This window comes from Pseudoflavonifractor sp., from assembly GCF_050943825.1.
Lineage (GTDB): Bacteria > Bacillota > Clostridia > Oscillospirales > Oscillospiraceae > Pseudoflavonifractor.
Window position 1 is genome coordinate 39,528 of sequence record NZ_JBMNPX010000003.1, and the last position, 16,786, is coordinate 56,313.

16 protein-coding genes are annotated in these 16,786 nt (G+C 63.4%); 13 read left to right on the forward strand and 3 right to left on the reverse strand.

Going from position 1 to position 16,786, the window contains the following annotated elements; genetic code table 11:
- Nucleotides 1-77: 77 nt before the first annotated feature.
- The 3 genes from ACOX7T_RS04195 to ACOX7T_RS04205 are packed head-to-tail and all read right to left on the reverse strand — an operon-like array spanning nt 78 to nt 4,053.
- Nucleotides 78-1,427: a butyryl-CoA:acetate CoA-transferase gene (locus tag ACOX7T_RS04195; RefSeq protein ID WP_433440182.1), complete on the reverse strand. Its 1,350-nt coding sequence runs from the start codon at nt 1,425-1,427 to the stop codon at nt 78-80.
- Between the two features lie 46 nt (nt 1,428-1,473).
- On the reverse strand, nt 1,474-2,358 hold the full coding sequence (locus ACOX7T_RS04200; RefSeq protein ID WP_433440184.1) for a YitT family protein: 885 nt from the start codon (nt 2,356-2,358) through the stop codon (nt 1,474-1,476).
- Nucleotides 2,359-2,415: 57 nt separating this feature from the next.
- Nucleotides 2,416-4,053 carry an S-layer homology domain-containing protein gene (locus ACOX7T_RS04205; RefSeq protein ID WP_433440186.1) on the reverse strand — a complete coding sequence of 546 codons (1,638 nt, stop codon included), beginning with the start codon at nt 4,051-4,053 and terminating at the stop codon, nt 2,416-2,418.
- Between the two features lie 241 nt (nt 4,054-4,294).
- On the opposite strand from ACOX7T_RS04205, the gene ACOX7T_RS04210 reads away from it, so the two are divergent.
- The 13 genes from ACOX7T_RS04210 to ACOX7T_RS04270 all read left to right on the forward strand — a co-directional run bounded on the left by ACOX7T_RS04210 (nt 4,295) and on the right by ACOX7T_RS04270 (nt 16,766).
- Entirely contained in the window at nt 4,295-5,101 is an 807-nt protein-coding gene (locus ACOX7T_RS04210; RefSeq protein ID WP_433440188.1) for a ParB/RepB/Spo0J family partition protein, read from the forward strand.
- Between the two features lie 328 nt (nt 5,102-5,429).
- Nucleotides 5,430-6,191 carry a ParA family protein gene (locus ACOX7T_RS04215; protein ID WP_433440190.1) on the forward strand — a complete coding sequence of 254 codons (762 nt, stop codon included), beginning with the start codon at nt 5,430-5,432 and terminating at the stop codon, nt 6,189-6,191.
- A 37-nt stretch (nt 6,192-6,228) separates the two neighbouring features.
- Nucleotides 6,229-7,122, forward strand: a complete 894-nt coding sequence (locus tag ACOX7T_RS04220; RefSeq protein ID WP_006570936.1) for a ParB/RepB/Spo0J family partition protein — start codon at nt 6,229-6,231, stop codon at nt 7,120-7,122.
- Nucleotides 7,119-7,703 carry a hypothetical protein gene (locus ACOX7T_RS04225; protein WP_433440192.1) on the forward strand — a complete coding sequence of 195 codons (585 nt, stop codon included), beginning with the start codon at nt 7,119-7,121 and terminating at the stop codon, nt 7,701-7,703. The genes ACOX7T_RS04220 and ACOX7T_RS04225 overlap by 4 nt, the downstream gene beginning before the upstream one ends.
- Before the next feature lie 81 nt (nt 7,704-7,784).
- Nucleotides 7,785-9,086 (forward strand): serine--tRNA ligase, encoded by a 1,302-nt coding sequence (gene serS / locus ACOX7T_RS04230; protein WP_433440194.1) that lies wholly within the window; start codon nt 7,785-7,787, stop codon nt 9,084-9,086.
- Between the two features lie 104 nt (nt 9,087-9,190).
- Nucleotides 9,191-9,583, forward strand: a complete 393-nt coding sequence (gene mscL / locus ACOX7T_RS04235; RefSeq protein ID WP_433440586.1) for a large-conductance mechanosensitive channel protein MscL — start codon at nt 9,191-9,193, stop codon at nt 9,581-9,583.
- Nucleotides 9,584-9,594: 11 nt separating this feature from the next.
- Entirely contained in the window at nt 9,595-9,963 is a 369-nt protein-coding gene (locus ACOX7T_RS04240) for a hypothetical protein (protein ID WP_433440196.1), read from the forward strand.
- A 4-nt stretch (nt 9,964-9,967) separates the two neighbouring features.
- On the forward strand, nt 9,968-10,684 hold the full coding sequence (gene rsmG / locus ACOX7T_RS04245; protein WP_433440198.1) for a 16S rRNA (guanine(527)-N(7))-methyltransferase RsmG: 717 nt from the start codon (nt 9,968-9,970) through the stop codon (nt 10,682-10,684).
- 100 nt (nt 10,685-10,784) lie between these two features.
- The gene (minD, locus tag ACOX7T_RS04250) at nt 10,785-11,522 is read left to right on the forward strand and encodes a septum site-determining protein MinD (RefSeq protein WP_433440200.1); all 738 of its coding nucleotides are present in this window, start codon (nt 10,785-10,787) and stop codon (nt 11,520-11,522) included.
- 91 nt (nt 11,523-11,613) lie between these two features.
- Nucleotides 11,614-12,222, forward strand: a complete 609-nt coding sequence (locus tag ACOX7T_RS04255) for a zinc-ribbon domain-containing protein (RefSeq protein WP_433440202.1) — start codon at nt 11,614-11,616, stop codon at nt 12,220-12,222.
- Between the two features lie 16 nt (nt 12,223-12,238).
- Complete coding sequence (locus tag ACOX7T_RS04260) at nt 12,239-12,655, forward strand: methylglyoxal synthase (RefSeq protein WP_433440204.1); 417 nt, start codon at nt 12,239-12,241, stop codon at nt 12,653-12,655.
- 1,154 nt (nt 12,656-13,809) lie between these two features.
- A complete protein-coding gene (gene hisS / locus ACOX7T_RS04265; protein ID WP_433440206.1) occupies nt 13,810-15,249 on the forward strand; it encodes a histidine--tRNA ligase in 1,440 nt (479 codons plus the stop codon).
- A gap of 104 nt (nt 15,250-15,353) precedes the next feature.
- Entirely contained in the window at nt 15,354-16,766 is a 1,413-nt protein-coding gene (locus tag ACOX7T_RS04270; RefSeq protein WP_433440208.1) for a hypothetical protein, read from the forward strand.
- Nucleotides 16,767-16,786 lie beyond the last annotated feature (20 nt).

The window sequence follows — 16,786 nt, forward strand, 5'->3', positions numbered from 1 at the left end:
AACACAGCCCCGGAGCACGGCAAGCCGTGCTCCGGGGCTGTTCCATTATCCACATATCGTGCCGCTTTTGTGGAAACTCAGCGGCGGTTGGATCGCTTCCAGATGTGCATCCTGTCCGCCGCGGCGATGAGCTCCTCCCGGAAATCCGGGTGGGCGATGGAGATAATCCCCTCCGCCCGCTGCCAGGCCGACAGGCCCTTCAGGTTCACCATGCCGTACTCGGTGACCAGGTAGTGGATGTTGGTACGGGTGGAGGTGATGATGCTGCCCGGGGTGATGGTGGGCACCAGACGGCTGTGGGCCCTCCCCTGCTTATCCAGGTAGATGGACGAGCAGCAGATAAAGCTCTTGCCCCCCTTGGACCGATAGGCGCCCAGGACAAAGTCCTGCTGTCCCCCGGCGCCGCTGATGTGCCGGGTGCCCATGGTCTCGGCGGACACCTGGCCGAACAGGTCCACCTCCATGGTGTTGTTGATGGAGATGACATTGTCGTGGGTGGAGATGACGTCGATGTCGTTGACGTAGTCCACCGGGGCCACCATCACGGTGGGGTTGCGGTTGATGAAGTCGTACAGCCGCCGGGTGCCCGCGGCGAAGGTGAACACGGCGCTGCCCCGGTCCAGGTTCTTGTTCCGGCCGGTGAGCTTGCCCGCCTCCGCCAGATCCACCACGCAGTCGGTGAGCATCTCGGTGTGGATACCCAGGTCCTTCAAATCGGAGTGGGCCAGCAGGCCGCCCACCGCGTTGGGCATGCCGCCGATGCCCAGCTGGAGGCAGGCCCCGTCGGGGATGAGGGGCACAATCTGCTCGGCCACCGCCACGTCCACCTCGGTGGGCTGGGCGGCGGGCAGCTGGTCCAGCTCGTGGCCCTCCCCCTCCACCACCATATCCACCCGGGAGATGTGGATGGCGGTGCCCAGGCCGCCGAAGGCCACCGGCATTCTGGGGTTGACCTCCACAATGATAATGCGGGCCCGCTCCAGCATGGCGGCCAGATAGGTGGTGTTCAGGCTGAAGCTGAAAAAGCCGTGGGCGTCCATGGGAGAGACCTGGATCATGGCCACGTCCACCCGCTCAATGTTCTCCCGGTAGTACCGGGGCATCTCGGAAAAGCGGATGGGGGCGTAGTAGCCAATCCCCTGCTCGATGAGCCGCCGCTCAATGGAGGAGCAGTGCCAGGAGTTCCAGGTGATGCGCTCCGCCGCGTCGGGCAGGGCGGTCACCGCGGGCTGACGCAGGGCCACGCCGCCCCGGAAATTCAGGTCGGTCAGCTCCGGCTCCTCCGCCATGCGCTGTGCCAGCGCCTGGTCCAGCTCATAGGGCATCTGGCCGCAGAAGCCGTAGTCCACCCAGTCTCCCGACTTGACGCAGGCCACCGCCTCCCGGGCGGTACGCCGCTTTTTTAAATACAGTTCGATATCGTTCATAGAAATTATTCCTTGCCGTAATCAGATTTTCAGGGTTTTGCCGCCCTTAGGCCCGGAGGAAGCCCTTGCCGAAAATCTCGCTGGAGTTGGACACCAGCAGGAAGGCGGAGGGGTCGTGCTCCTTCAGGTACCGGCGGAGCACCACCGCCTGACCCCGGGAGAGGACCGTCAGCACCACGTAGTGGGTCTGATGGGTGTAGGCGCCCTGGCCCTCCCACACAGTGGCGCCCCGGCCCAGCTCCTTGATGATATAGTCGCACACCAGCTGGGGCTGGGAGGTGATGATGGTGAAGCTCTTGCGCCGGTTGAGGGACTCGATGACGCTGTCCACCAGCACCGACTTGAGCACCAGGCCCAGCAGGGAGAACAGGCCGGTCTCGATGTCGAAGATGAACAGCGCCGCGCCGGCGATGATGATGTCCGACATGAGCAGGGCCCGGCCCACGTCCATGCCCGTGTATTTTTTCAGAATCATGGCCGCGATATCCGTGCCGCCGGTGGAGGAGTTCAGGTTGAACAGGATGCCCGACCCCAGGGCGGGCAGGATGATGGCGAAGAAGGCCTCCAGCATCTTGTTGGTGGTCAGGGGGCCCGACAGGGGCACCACCGCCTCAAAGAGCTGGATGAGACCGGCGTAGAGCAGAGAGCAGTACACGGTCTTGAGCCCGAAGCCCTTGTTGAGGAAGATGAAGCCCAGCACCAGGAACAGGGTATTGATGATGGTGTTGAAGGTGGAAGGGGTCAGCCAGGTGGACTCAAACAGTCCGCCCAGCAGCACCGACAGGCCGGACACGCCGCCCATGGAGAAATTGTTGGGAAACTTGAAGAAGTACACGCCGATGGACACCAGCGACGTGCCCAGGGTCATCATCAGAAATTCCTTGGCTGCCTTGAGCGCTCTTCCCTCTTCCCGCGCGGAATTGTGATTCATTCTATTCACTCCCGTTTTCTGCTGTTCCTCTCTCCTGTGCCGTCATGCTCCGGGCCCTTACTTCCCTGTCCGCTGGGTCTGGACGGCGCTCCACACGTCGTAGCTCTGGGCGTCAGCGTAGCTGGGGATGATGCCCAGGCGCCAGATGGACAGGCCGTCCACGCCGAACATGTGGGCCAGTTTCACCTTGGCCATGATGCTCTGGGCGTCCTCGTACCACACCTTATAGTGTTCCCCGTCCACCGAGTAGGTGAGATAGGGGGTGGCCGCGGCCTCGTTCCAGGTACGGACGGCGTCGGACTGCTTCATCCGGGCGGCCAGGGTGTCGGGCGCGGGGGTGTAGATGTCGGTGGAGGCCAGCAGGCCGTTCTGGTCCACCTTCAGCCCCACGCTGGTGATGGACACGGCCAGCACAATCTTACTCTTGTCCGCCACGCCGGTGTCCGGGTCGGTGATGGCGCACAGGGCCTCATACACCTTGTTGATGGGCGCGGGGGCGTTGCGGGTCTGGCTGGTGCCCACCCAGCCCTCGGGCAGGTTGGTGTCCTGGTAGTCGTGGGCCATGAGAATCACCTTGTCACAGGTCTCACCCAGGGCCTTGTAGTCGTAGCCGCCGTACCACTCGTCGGGCTGGACGCACACCCACAGGTTTTTCCCCTCCGGAAGAGCGGCCCGGAGGGCGGTCATGAACTGGGTGAAGGAGGTGCGCAGAGAGGTGCCCAGGCCCTCAAAGTCGATGGTCAGGCCGTTGTAGTCCCCGGCGGCCTTCACCAGCTGCTCCACCACGCTCTGGCGGTTGTCGGCGCTGAGAATGATGGTCAGGTCGCTCCCCGCGGCGTAGACGCTCAGGTTGCAGTCCACCTCAGCCTCCTTCAGCGCGCCGGTGGCCAGCTCGGACCCCTGGGGCACCGCCCACTCGTTGCCGCCGGCGCTGGTCTGGTTGAGCCAGGGCTTGCCGCTCTCGTCCAGGGTCATGCGGGCCCAGCCCAGGCTGACGCCGTCCATCTCCCTGGCCATGTCAATCTGGCTGTAGGAGCTCATGGCGTAGAAGCCGTGGAGGAAATCAATGTCCGCGTGGTACTTGTCGTACACCCGCACCAGCATGGCCGCCGCCTCCTGGCGGGTGGAGGAGTGGCCGGGCAGGAAGTTCAGGCTGCCGTCGGCCTGCTTGACGCCGTTGATGATGCCAAACGCATAGGCCAGAGCGATGTACCCCTTGTTCTCCGTCACGTCGGAGAAGGGCAGCTCCGCCGAGGCCTGGGTCATGGCCAGGTTCTCATACCCCAGGGCCCGCACCAGCATAATGGCCATGTCCTGGCGGCTGATGTCGTCGTTGGGCCGGAAGTAGAGCCCCGAGTCAATGGCCCCGTTGGCCAGGGCGGTCTCCACGGCGGAGTAGTACCACGCGCCCGGGTCGCAGTCGGAGAAGGAGGGCTTGTCCGGCGTCACCATGTCCCAGCCGAACAGGCGGCACAATACCGTCACAAAGGAGGCCCGGTTCATATACTCTCCGTAGCCAAAGGTGCCGTCCCCCTTGCCCTCAATGAGGCCGTACTCCGTGGCCTTCTGAATGACCTCTTCGGCCCAGTCTCCCTGGGGCACGTCGGAATAGCGCCCGGCGGCGGCGGCAGGCACCACCAGCAGGGACAGCAGCAGACACGCCGTCAAAACAGCGGCGGCAACACGATGCTTCATAGTCGAAATACCTCCGTTTCAGGTGGATTCTCTCCTCAGGCAGCCCCAAAACAGGGCGCCCGTGCTTGTCTCCATCATAGCATAATCGGGGGCGGGAGGAAAGAGAAAATGCCGCGGTGGAGGCTGTCCGGAGCAGAAAATGGAAAATATTTCCCATTCGACGGTCTGCGGCTTGTTTCTCCTTTTGGTGTGGTAAAATATGGATAACAGGACAACCCATCTTACAAAGGAGGTCATTTTCATGGCCCTGCTGCGCAGAAAGGGACTGTATGAGACCAATCGGGTGCATTTTCTCCCGGAGAGCCTGATTGTGCCCAACCCGGACCAGCCCAGGAAATACTTCTCCCAGGAGGGACTGGAGGAGCTGGCGGAGAGCATCCGGGAGCACGGGGTGCTCCAGCCCCTGTCGGTGCGGAAGGCCGGCGGAGGCTATGAGCTGGTGTCCGGGGAGCGGCGGCTGCGGGCCTCCCGGATGGCGGGGCTGAAGGAGGTACCCTGCATCATCCTGCGGGTGGACCAGGAGAACTCCTCCCTGCTGGCCCTGGTGGAGAACCTCCAGCGGCGGGATTTGGACTTTGTGGAGGAGGCCACCGCCCTGTCCCGGCTCATCTGTACCTACAATCTGTCCCAGGAGGAGGCCGCCCGGCGGATTGGCAAGTCTCAGTCGGCGGTGGCCAACAAGCTGCGGCTGCTCCGTCTGCCCCCACAGGTGCTCAAGCTGCTGCTGGAGGCGGGGTGCACCGAGCGCCACGCCCGGGCCCTGCTCAGGCTGGAGGACCCGGAGCTCCAGCTGAAGGCCGCCCAGTACATCGCCCAGGAACACCTCACCGTGGCCAAGACCGAGGCCTATGTGGAGTCCCTGCTCTCCCCTGCCCCGGCCAAGCGGCGCAAGCCCACCTATTTAATTAAGGATGTGCGGTTCTTTCTCAACACGGTGACCAAGGGTCTGACCATGATGAAGACCGCCGGGGTGGACGCGGCCTGTGAGCGGCAGGAGACCGAGGACTCCATCCTGCTCACCATCCGCATCCCCAAGCGGACGGCGTGACCTGTGTTTCACGTGAAACACGGTGAGTTTTCCACTTGTCCCCACGTTCTTCCACCGTCCTCCCACTGCGCACACATCTTCCCGTCCCCCTCTCCGCCCGGAGTGTTTCACGTGAAACACTCCGGGCCTTTTTTACGGGCTTTGCCATTTACTCCGTATGTTTCACGTGAAACATGGGCAAAATCAGTTGAAATGCGCGGACATCGATATTATAATAATGTCTGCTGAACAAACCGCCCTGCCGAATGTCTGAACCCAGACCACCGCCCACTCCGGCCCGGAGGGTGCTTTTCAGCCCCACAAATGCTGTAAAAAGGCAGGTGCCCCTATGGCTAAAACCATTGCAATCGTCAATCAGAAGGGCGGCGTGGGCAAGACCACCACGTGCGTCAACCTGGCCGCAGCCCTAAAAGAAGAGGGCGCCCGGGTGCTGGTGTGCGATTTCGACCCCCAGGCCAACGCCACCTCCGGCTTCGGCGTGGACAAAACCACCGTCTCCCCCAACATCTACGATGTGCTCATCAACGGCGCCGATGTGAAGCGGGCCGTGGTGGAGACCCCCTACGGCGATGTGCTCCCCGCCAACAAGGCCCTCACCGGCGCCACCGTGGAGATGATCGGCATTGACAAGCGGGAGTATCTCCTGAAAAATGCCCTGGCCCAGCTCTCGGACCGGTACGACTACATCCTCATTGACTGTCCCCCCTCTCTGGAGCTGCTCACCCTCAACTCCCTCTGCGCCGCCGACACCATTATGGTGCCCGTCCAGTGCGAGTACTACGCCCTGGAGGGCCTCAGCGACCTGCTGTCCACCATCCGCATTGTGAAGCGCTCCCTCAACCCGGCCATTGAGCTGGAGGGCGTGGTGCTCACCATGTACGACGGCCGCACCAACCTGTCCATGCAGGTAGCGGAGGAGGTCAAGCGTCACTTCCCCGGCCAGGTGTACGCCACCGTCATCCCCCGCAACGTGCGGCTGGCTGAGGCTCCCAGCTACGGCAAGCCCGTCAGCGCTTACGACAGTCTCTCCCGGGGCGCCGAGGCCTATCAGGAGCTGGCCCGGGAGGTTATGGAGAAAAACAAGGGCTGAGCCCCAGCCCACAGGAAAGGAATGATATATTTTGCCGGTGAACAAGGACCGTGGCCTGGGCAAGGGCCTGGGCGCCCTGCTGGGCGACGCCGCCCTGAAAACCCAGGAGGGCGGCTCGGTCATGCTGCCCATCTCCCAGGTAGAGCCGGGCATCAAGCAGCCCCGCAAACGGTTTGATGAGGAATCCCTCAGCGACCTGGCCGAGTCCATCCGCACCCATGGACTCATTCAGCCCCTCACCGTCCGCCGCCTCTCCTCCGGCTACTACCAGATCATCGCCGGAGAGCGGCGCTGGCGTGCCTCCAAGCAGGCGGGGCTCACCGAGGTGCCCGCCGTGGTCATTGAGGCCGACGACCGGAAGGTCATGGAGCTGGGCCTCATCGAGAACCTCCAGCGGGAGGATTTGAACCCCATTGAAGAGGCAGGCGGCTACAAGGTCCTGGTGGAGGAGTACGGCCTCACCCAGGAGGAAGTGGCCCAGCAGGTGGGCAAGTCCCGCTCCGCCGTGGCCAACGCCATGCGGCTGCTGGCTCTGCCCGACGCGGTGCGCATGCTGCTGGAGGAGGGACGGCTGTCCGCCGGACACGCCCGCGCCATTCTCTCCGTCCCCGGCGGCGAGCTGCAGAAGCGGCTGGCCCAGAAGGTGGTGGAGGAGGACCTGTCCGTCCGCCAGACCGAGGCCATGGCCAAGCGCATCAGCCAAGCCGCAGAGGAGGCCGAGGAGGAGACCGCTCCCGCCCCCGACCCCATGAAAATCTACCGTGACGCCGCCGCCAAGGATCTGTCCGCCCGACTGGGCCGGAAGGTGTCCATTGTCCAGGGGGCCAAAAAGGGCAAGGTGGAGCTGGAATACTACGGCGACGAGGACCTGACCGCCCTTCTTGAGGCGCTGGAGCAGACCTCCGGCGGGAAGGGAGGCACTTCTCTTTGAACCAGCAGGACCACAACAATGAGGAGCAGGAGGTGCAGCACCTCCAGCACGAGGCGGAGCACGCCAAGCCCCACAAAAAGGTCTCGGTGATGGGCTATCTCACCATTCTCTTTGCCGCCGCCTTCCTGCTGCTGCTCCTCTCCTATTTCATGCAGCAGCGAGCCAATGAGCAGGCCATCTCCGGCCTGGAGGCCACCTCCAACAACGCCTTTGACTCCATCAACAACCTGATCGCCGAAAAGGACCGGCTGACCGGTGAGGTGGAGGAGCTGGAGGACCAGGTGGCCGACCTGCAGGAGCAGCTGGAGGAGGCCCAGAGCCAGCTGTCCGGCGCCCAGTCCGACGCCGAGAGCGCCCAGACCGCCCAGGACAGCGCCCAGAAGGCTCTGGAGGCCATGGACTGGTTCTGGCGCATCCAGCGGCAGTTCTCCCGCGGCTACTACACCGACGCGGCCAACATGATGGCGGAGTTTGAGGCCGCCGGCCTGCCCCAGTACCTGCCCCAGGAGGCCCTCACCGGCCGGGAGGGCGACCTCTCCCCCGCTCAGCAGTACCAGGAGCTGAAAGAGGCCCTGGGCTGAGTCCTTCCCTGTTTCACGTGAAACATTTCTCCGCGGGACATCCCCCGCACGATAATAATATGATTATGAGGTGTCATTTCCATGCTGGACATTCGTTTTATCCGTGAGAATCCCGAAGCCGTCAAGGAGAACATCAAGAAGAAGTTCCAGGACGCCAAGCTGCCCCTGGTGGACAAGGTGCTAGAGCTGGACGCCGCCAACCGTGCGGCCATGACCGAGGCCAACGAGCTGCGGGCCAGCCGCAACACCCTCTCCAAGCAGATCGGCATGCTGATGGGCCAGGCCAAGAAGGACCCCTCCAAGCTGGAGGAGGCTGAGGCCGTCAAGGCCCAGGTCAAGGCCAACGCCGACCGTCTGGCCGAGCTGGAGGAGCAGGAGGTCAAGCTGGCCGAGGAGATCCGCCACATCATGCTCCAGATCCCCAACATCATCGACCCCTCCGTGCCCATCGGTCCCGACGACTCCTGCAACGTGGAGGTTCAGCGCTTCGGCGAGCCCGTCACCCCCGACTTTGAGATCCCCTACCACACCCAGATCATGGAGACCTTCAACGGCGTGGACATGGACGCCGCCGGCCGCGTCTCCGGCAACGGCTTCTACTACCTGATGGGCGACATCGCCCGGCTCCACTCCGCCGTGCTGGCCTACGCCCGCGACTTCATGATCAACAAGGGCTTCACCTACTGCATCCCCCCCTTCATGATCCACGGCAACGTGGTGGAGGGCGTCATGAGCCAGACCGAGATGGACGCCATGATGTACAAGATTGAGGGCGAGGACCTGTACCTCATCGGTACCTCCGAGCACTCCATGATCGGCAAGTTCATCGACCAGATCATCCCCGAGGACAACCTGCCCCAGACCCTCACCTCCTACTCTCCCTGCTTCCGCAAGGAGAAGGGCGCCCACGGCATCGAGGAGCGTGGCGTGTACCGCATCCACCAGTTCGAGAAGCAGGAGATGGTCGTGGTCTGCAAGCCCGAGGACTCCATGAAGTGGTATGAGCAGATGTGGCGCTACTCCGTGGAGCTGTTCCGCTCCCTGGACATCCCCGTCCGTCAGCTGGAGTGCTGCTCCGGTGACCTGGCCGATCTGAAGGTCAAGTCCTGCGACATCGAGGCCTGGTCCCCCCGTCAGCAGAAGTACTTCGAGGTGTGCTCCTGCTCCAACCTGGGCGACGCCCAGGCCCGCCGCCTGAAGATGCGCGTCAAGGGCGAGAAGGGCATGTACCTGCCCCACACCCTCAACAACACCGTCGTCGCGCCTCCCCGCATGCTCATCGCCTTCCTGGAGAACAACCTCCAGGCCGACGGCTCCGTAAAGATCCCCGTGGCCCTGCGTCCCTACATGGGCGGCCAGGAAGTGCTGGTGCCCAAGAAGTAAGGAGCGGCCTTAGGGCCCTCCTCTGAACGACAAGCATTGAGGTTATACACTTGAAGAACATCAAAGAGAATATCAAAGAAATCGACCGGAAATCCCGGGGCTTTATGGGTGAGTTCCGCAAATTCATCGCCCGTGGCAACGTGATGGACATGGCGGTGGGCGTCATCATCGGCGCCGCCTTCAAGTCCATCGTGGACTCCCTGGTCAACGACATCCTCATGCCCTTTGTGGGCATCTTCATCGGCCAGGATACCTTCGCCTCCCTGGTTTTCAACGTGGGCGGCGCTCAGATTGCCTTTGGCAACTTTATCCAGGCCATTGTCAACTTCCTCATTATGGCCTTTGTCATCTTCTGCATCGTCAAGGCCATGAACGCCTTCCGCCGGAAAAAGGAGGAGGCCCCCGCGGCCCCTCCTGCCCCCTCGGCGGAGGAGGTGCTGCTCACCGAGATCCGTGACCTGCTGCGGGAGCAGCGGGACAACGGCAGCGACAAGTAAGGAGCGCAGTTATGTCTGACGAACACAACAAGACGCCCCACGACCAGGAGGAACAGCCCAGAGAGCCCTACACCCCCGCCTCTCCCCTCAAGCGCATCTGGGCCTGGGTTGGCGTGGTGTACATGGTCATCATCGTGCTGCTCATGACCTATATGTACGGCACGGGCACCTATATCCACGGCGTTGCCGGACTGATGGTCATTCCCGCCCTGGGGGGCGGCGCGGCGTCGGCGGTGTGCGTATGGCTCACCTCGCCCCAGGAGGGCCGCACCCCTGCCCGCCGGGCCATGATGATCCTCATCACCGCCCTGTGCCTGGCCCTGATTGTGGTGAACCTGATCAGCGGAATCCCGGCCCTGCTGGCCAACTTCGGAGGTTAACGGAATGGAAGAGCGAATTGCCGCCGGTCTGGCGGCCATGGGAGTCCCCCTCCCCTCCCCTGCCGCACCCGCCATGCTGGCCCGGTACGGACAGCTGCTGCTGGAGAAAAATCAGGTCATGAACCTGACTGCCATCACCGACCCGGACAAGGTGGCAGACCTCCACTTCCTGGACTCCGCCGCCCTGCTCACTCTGGAGGGCGTGGACTTCAAGGGCAAGCGGGTCATCGACGTGGGCACCGGCGCGGGCTTCCCCGGCCTGCCCCTGAAGATTCTGGAACCGTCCATCTCCCTCACCCTGCTGGACAGTCTGGGCAAGCGGGTCAACTGGCTGGGCGAGGTGTGCGCCGACCTGGGCCTCACGGACGTGGACTGCGTCCACGCCCGTGCGGAGGAGCAGGCCCTGGAGCCGGGCTGGCGGGACGGGTTTGACTTTGCCGTGTCCCGGGCGGTGGCCGACCTGCGGGTGCTCACCGAGCTGTGCCTGCCCTACGTGAAGCCGGGCGGCCTGTTCCTGTCCATGAAGGCGGTGGACTGCACCGAGGAGCTCTCCGGCGCGGCCAATGCCATCGCCCGCCTGGGCGGCAAGCTGGAGGCCCTGCGGGACTACGAAATTCCCGGTGCGGGCGTCACCCACCGGGTGGTGCTCATCCGCAAAACCGCCCCCACCCCCAAGGGCTACCCCCGCCGCTGGGCAAAGCTCCAGAAGGCCCCCCTGTAAATTGGCACAAATTTTGCTTTCTTTTTATATTTTGCACAAAAAATGTTTGAAATCTCAGCCTGCCATGATATACTAACACTGTGTGAAGTGGAGGGACGCTATGAGTACCGCCGTTGTGGTCACGTCCGGTAAGGGTGGCACGGGAAAGACCTCCCTGACCGGGGGCGTCTCGTCCTGTCTGGCCGCCCTGGGCCGCCGGGTGCTGTGCATCGACATGGACATCGGCCTGCGCAACCTGGACATCTCCCTGGGCCTCACTGACAGGGCCCTCATGGACTTCACCGATGTGCTGGAGGGCCGCTGCTCCCTGAAGCGGGCGGCGGTACCCCACCCGGTGATTCAAAATCTCTACCTCCTCACCGCCCCCCTCACTCTGCCCCCCGGCATCAGCGAGGAGCGGATGAAGGCCTTCCTCCGGATGGCCAGAGAGCAGTATGACTACATCCTCATGGACTCCCCCGCCGGTATGGGCGAGGGGTTCCGGCTGGCCGTGTGCGGCGCGGACCGGGCCATTGTGGTCTCCACCACCGACGCCTCCGCTCTCCGGGACGCCCAGCGGGTGGTCTCCCAGCTCTCCCGCCAGCTGCCCTCCATCCATCTGGTGGTCAACCGGGTGCAGCCCAAGCTGCTCCGGCGGCTCCACACCACCATCGACGACGCCATGGATACCGCTGGCCTGCCCCTGCTGGGCGTGGTGCCCGAGGACGAGCAGGTCATGCTCTCCGCCAACCAGGGCAAGCCCATCATCCTGGCCAGCCGGAAGGGCGCCGCCGTGGCCTATCTCAACATCGCCCGCCGCCTGATGGGTGAGCGGGTGCCCCTCATGCACATCCGCTGACCGTCCCCGTTTTCCACATAGGACGGCTTTTTAGTGGAAAGCGCTCCGGGTCCCACCCGGAAACCATGGGCCAAAGGGCCCGGGAGGCACTATGTTCTGTACCAAATGCGGCGCGCCGCTGAAGGACGGGCTGAAGTTCTGCACAGCCTGCGGCGCAAAGGTGGAAAATCCGGCGGCTCAGGCCCAGCCCTCTCCCCCGCCCCGTGCCAGGCCACGGGGCAGGGCCGGATGGAGGACTGTTCTGGCCCCGGCTGTCCTGACCGTCATTACCCTGGCCGTGGCCCTTGGGGCCTTCCTCTGGGCCACAGCGCCCCGGACCACCACTCCGGACGGGGCCCTGACCCTGCTGGTGGAGGGCCTGGCGGAGGGCGACGGGCCCAGGGCCGCTCAGGCCATGGACCTGACCCTGGGAGAGCTGGCCGAAATCAAATCCATGACCGCGGCTCAGGGCCGGGCAGCCCTGCTCTCCGCCCTCCAGCTGCCCCTGGACACGGACACGGGCCAGTCCCTCCGGTCCGCCCGGCTTATGACCGCCAGCCTGTCCTACACCAACAGTGAGGGCACTGCCTGTCAGGGGTCGGCTCTGGTCCAGCTCACCTGGGCTGACGGAACCCGCACCACCGCCCTGCTGCCCGACGTACAGATGGAATACGGCGGGGCGGGCTGGCATATTGTATCCGGGCTGGGCCCGATTATCTGAGAAAGGATGAATTCCGATGAACATTGCCCTGATGGCTCACGACCGCAAAAAGGAACTGATGGTCCAGTTCTGCATTGCCTACTGCGGCATTCTCTCCAAGCACACTGTCTGCGCCACCAATACCACAGGAAAGCTGGTCGCCGAGGCCACCGGGCTGCCGGTCTACCTCTTCCTTTCCTGTGAGCACGGCGGAAGCCAGCAGATTGGCGCCCGTATCGCCTATAATGAGATTGATATGGTCCTCTTCTTCTGCGACCCCCAGTCCAGCGACCTGGATGCCGACCTGAACTACATCACCCGTCTGTGCGACCAGTACAACATCCCCTACGCCACCAACGTGGGCACCGCCGAGATGCTCATCCACGGCCTGGAGCGGGGCGATTTGGATTGGCGTGAGATTATCAATCCCAAGAGCAAGCCCTTTACTGTGTAATATGTTCGACCACGCCGTCCTCACAGGGCGGCGTGTTTTTTTGCCTTCCCCTGGGGGAAAGCCATCGGCAAACACCTGGCTTGCAGGTGAGCACCCTTCGGGGAGGTACTTTTCTCCGGCGAAAAGTACCCAAAAGCCGCCGGAAAAAGGGGCCCCGCCAAAGCCTAGCGAAGCGGGTTTGGTGGGGAGAGGAGCCGCAGCGGAATGAATGAGCTTTGCCATTTATGGCGAAGCGAACGATATGGAGCTTGCGGCGACGACGTGCGGAGAGGCCCTGTTAGGGCCAAACGCGCCCGTTTCCCCCTGGTACCCCCTTTCGGGGACAATATGGGGCCCCCGCACGAGCCCAGCGAAGCGGGTCGTGTGGGGAGAGGACGAGCAGCGGAGTGAACGAGGCCTGCCGCTTGCGGCAGGCTGAGCGATACGCAGCTTGCGAGGACGACGCGGCGGTGGGGTTCAATTACCCACCAAATTTGAAAGTAGTTGCTTGCCGGTTCGGTGTTCTGCGTTCCGTTCCCCTTCTGCCCGAGCAGCGTTACCCACCCAAACTTGTCAGTTTCTGCAATTCATTGGCGATCTCAATGCCGCCCCAAGTCTCTTCCTCGTGCTTTGCTCTCTGCCCGAACAACCTTGCCGTATTTTGATGGGATATCTGCCCCTGAATTTCCCGGTTTTGGGCCGCAAACGGTTGACATTGGGGACAATTTGGGATACTATTGTGCTGTATGCAGTGACAAAGCACCGCTATGACGGAGCATGAGTACCAGGCCATCCGCCGGACAGAGAAGGACGCCCCCGGCTGAAAGCGTCCCACGGACCGGAACCCGGGAAAGACGGCTCTACCAGCGGGGATGGAGACATCCACGGCCCGCTCCCCGTAACAGGAGCACAGAGGGCAGGACGAAACGTCCCGCCGAACATGGGTGGCACCACGGAGGCAGGCGCTTTCGTCCCATTGACCGGGGACGGAGGCGCTTTTTTGTCTTTCTGTGCCACACCCCAGCGAATCTCTGATTCGCCGGGGACCCCCGATTTGACTCAAATTGCCCGGAGTGAATCCGGTCAATTTCAAGGTTTTGCTGCGCAAAACGCTTGACGCCGCACTCGCGGCGAAGAGTAGCAACGGTCTACCCTATTAAAAAGGAGTTTTTCTGATGGAACGTATCAAGCCCCGCACCCTGTCCGGCTTTATGGAGCTGCTGCCGGCGGATCAGGTGCTCTTTGACCGCATGGTGGCCATCCTCCGGGAGAGCTACGCCCTCTACGGCTTCACTCCCCTGGACACCCCCGCCATCGAGGCCAGCGAGGTTCTGCTGGCCAAGGGCGGCGGCGAGACCGAGAAGCAGATTTACCGCTTCCAGAAGGGTGACAGCGACCTCTCCCTCCGCTTCGACCTGACCGTCCCCCTGGCCAAGTACGTGGCCCTCCACTACAACGAGCTGTCCTTCCCCTTCCGCCGCTTCCAGATCGGCAAGGTCTACCGTGGTGAGCGTGCCCAGCGGGGCCGCTTCCGCGAGTTCTACCAGGCCGACATCGACGTCATCGGCGACGGCAAGCTGGACATCATCAACGAGGCCGAAATCCCCTCCATCATCTACCGGGCCTTTACCGCCCTGGGCCTCCACCGGTTCAAAATCCGCGTGAACAACCGGAAGGTGCTCAACGGCCTCTTCGCCCTGCTGGGTCTGGAGCAGCAGGCCGGCGACGTGATGCGCACCATCGACAAGCTGGAAAAAATTGGTGTTGATAAGGTGAAGGCAATCCTGGTGGACGACTTCGCCGTGCCCGCCGACACCGCCGACACCCTGCTCAGCCTGCTCTCCGCCGCCGACCCCATGGCCGCTCTGGAGCCCTTCAAGGGCAGGAACAAGCTGTTCGACCTGGGCGTGGAGGAGCTGAACACCGTGGTGAAGTACATGGCCGCCTTCGGCGTGCCCGCCGACCACTTCATGGTGGACCTGACCATCGCCCGGGGCCTGGACTACTACACTGGCACCGTCTATGAGACTGTCATGCTGGACCACCCCGAGGTGGGCTCCATCTGCTCCGGCGGCCGCTATGACAACCTGGCCGAGTACTACACCGACAAGCAGCTGCCCGGCGTGGGCATCTCCATCGGCCTGACCCGCCTGTTCTACGTGCTCCAGGAGCAGAAGATGCTCAATCCCGCCTCCAACGCCGCTCCCGCCGACGTGCTCATCCTGCCCATGACCGAGGACCTGTCCGCGGCCATCTCCTTTGCCACCGCCCTGCGTGCTCAGGGTGTCCGGGCCCAGCTCCACTGCGAGCAGAAGAAGTTCAAGCAGAAGCTCAACTACGCCAACAAGCTCTCCATCCCCTTCGCCGCCTTCCTGGGCGAGGACGAGGTGAAAGCTGGCACTGTCACCGTGAAGAACCTGCTCATGGCCGACGACTTCACCGAGGAGGAGAAGGCCGACATGGAGAGCCAGGGCTTCTACAAGCAGGTGACCCTGCCCGTGGCCGAGGCGGTGTCCTACGTGAAGAACTGCCTCAGCGACCCCAAGGACGACCGGCCCATCCTGGACAAGGAGCATGTCTCCGCCAAGTACGGCCTGGACAAGCCCCAGGCCTGACAGCGGCTGGAACCCGCCCGAAAAGGGAACTTTCACCCCCGGTTTCCGTCTGATACAGAGGCGGCGTTCCGCCGCACTCTGACTGCTTACTGGAGGATTTCAATATGAATCGAAAGCTCATTGCCGTTGGCCTGTCCCTGGCCCTCACCCTCACCGGCGCCCCCGCCCTGGCCGCGTCCGCCGCGGACGGCGCCTTCCCCTCCCTCAACACCTACCCCGGCTACGCCGATGTGCCCGCCGGAAGCTGGTTTGAGTCCAGCGCCAAAATCTGCTACGAGACCGGCCTCATCACCGGCTCCGACAAGGGCTTTGAGCCCTACCGCACCATGGCCGTGTCCGAGGCGGCTGCCATCGCCGCCCGCATGGCCGAAATTCTGGACGGCGGCGACGGCCTGTTTGACAATCCCGCCGGCTCCCCCTGGTACACCGGCGCGGTGGACTACCTGAAGGGTCTGGCCAAGGACGACGCCATGGTGCTCTCCCTGCTGTCCCAGCCCGACCAGACTGTCACCCGGCTGGGCTTCCTCAAGCTGCTGTCCGCCGCTCTGCCCGCTGACCAGCTGAGCGCCATCAACAGCATCACCTCCCTGCCCGACACCGCCGACGCCGACGTGCTCCGCTTCTACAACGCGGGCATCCTTACCGGCGTCAACGAGTACGGCATGTTTGCCGGGTCCAACACCCTGACCCGCAGCGAGGCCGCCGCCATGGTGGCCCGTGTAGCCCGGGAGGAGCTGCGCACCACCTTCACCCCCACCTTTGACGCGGTGGTGTGGGCCTCCCTGGACGTGCCCGACACGGTGTACTTCCAGGGCAATGGCAAGACCGTCACTTCCAGGGACTACCTGAAGGCCGTTCTCACCGCTGTGTCCACCCTGGGCAGCGACTTCCTGTGGAACGAGCAGCACGCCTCCGGTGTGACCAACGAGGCCTGGGTGGAGAACACCGCCATGTCTGCCCTGGGCGTCACCAAGGACATGGCCACCGAGCAGTACAAGGACCTGGACCTGCAGGTGTTTTACAGCCGCTATCTGGACCTGACCGGCGGCCAGGTGACCCGGAACACGGAGTACACCCTCTATGTGGGCCAGGAGGGAGACTTTGTCCCCTTCTTCACCAACAGCCCTCTGGACCCGGCGGAAGAGAGCGCGCTTCTGGTGGAGCATTTTCTCACTGAGATGAGCGACCTCACCGGCTGGAATCTGGACGCCGCCGCCGTCACCGTGGGCAAGGATGGCGTGACCGTGGCCTGGGCGGACACCTGCGCCCTGTTTGTGGGCCCCCCCGAGCCCCAGAAGGAGGGCTTCCACATGTACGACGCCAACCAGCTGGCCTTCACCCTGCTGGACAGCGTGAAGCGCACCATCCAGTGCGCCTTCTCCCCCGCCAACCCGGACAGCCTCAACGTCTGGTTCTGCGCCGCCGACGGCAGCGCCCTCAAGCTGGACAACCTGGGCGTCACCCTGCCCATTGACCAGCCCTATTCCCACAGCCTGCTGGAGAGTCTGATGGGGTAAATTCAATACAATCTGTTATT

What these genes read in the sequence shown, in the direction of transcription:
- rsmG (WP_433440198.1), top strand. Translation starts at nt 9,968, where the DNA reads ATGGAAGAGCGAATTGCCGCCGGTCTGGCGGCCATGGGAGTCCCCCTC.
- ACOX7T_RS04270 (WP_433440208.1), top strand. Translation starts at nt 15,354, where the DNA reads ATGAATCGAAAGCTCATTGCCGTTGGCCTGTCCCTGGCCCTCACCCTC.
- ACOX7T_RS04205 (WP_433440186.1), bottom strand. Translation starts at nt 4,053, where the DNA reads ATGAAGCATCGTGTTGCCGCCGCTGTTTTGACGGCGTGTCTGCTGCTG.
- mscL (WP_433440586.1), top strand. Translation starts at nt 9,191, where the DNA reads ATGGGTGAGTTCCGCAAATTCATCGCCCGTGGCAACGTGATGGACATG.
- ACOX7T_RS04260 (WP_433440204.1), top strand. Translation starts at nt 12,239, where the DNA reads ATGAACATTGCCCTGATGGCTCACGACCGCAAAAAGGAACTGATGGTC.
- ACOX7T_RS04215 (WP_433440190.1), top strand. Translation starts at nt 5,430, where the DNA reads ATGGCTAAAACCATTGCAATCGTCAATCAGAAGGGCGGCGTGGGCAAG.
- ACOX7T_RS04255 (WP_433440202.1), top strand. Translation starts at nt 11,614, where the DNA reads ATGTTCTGTACCAAATGCGGCGCGCCGCTGAAGGACGGGCTGAAGTTC.
- ACOX7T_RS04200 (WP_433440184.1), bottom strand. Translation starts at nt 2,358, where the DNA reads ATGAATCACAATTCCGCGCGGGAAGAGGGAAGAGCGCTCAAGGCAGCC.
- minD (WP_433440200.1), top strand. Translation starts at nt 10,785, where the DNA reads ATGAGTACCGCCGTTGTGGTCACGTCCGGTAAGGGTGGCACGGGAAAG.
- hisS (WP_433440206.1), top strand. Translation starts at nt 13,810, where the DNA reads ATGGAACGTATCAAGCCCCGCACCCTGTCCGGCTTTATGGAGCTGCTG.
- ACOX7T_RS04195 (WP_433440182.1), bottom strand. Translation starts at nt 1,427, where the DNA reads ATGAACGATATCGAACTGTATTTAAAAAAGCGGCGTACCGCCCGGGAG.
- ACOX7T_RS04210 (WP_433440188.1), top strand. Translation starts at nt 4,295, where the DNA reads ATGGCCCTGCTGCGCAGAAAGGGACTGTATGAGACCAATCGGGTGCAT.
- serS (WP_433440194.1), top strand. Translation starts at nt 7,785, where the DNA reads ATGCTGGACATTCGTTTTATCCGTGAGAATCCCGAAGCCGTCAAGGAG.
- ACOX7T_RS04240 (WP_433440196.1), top strand. Translation starts at nt 9,595, where the DNA reads ATGTCTGACGAACACAACAAGACGCCCCACGACCAGGAGGAACAGCCC.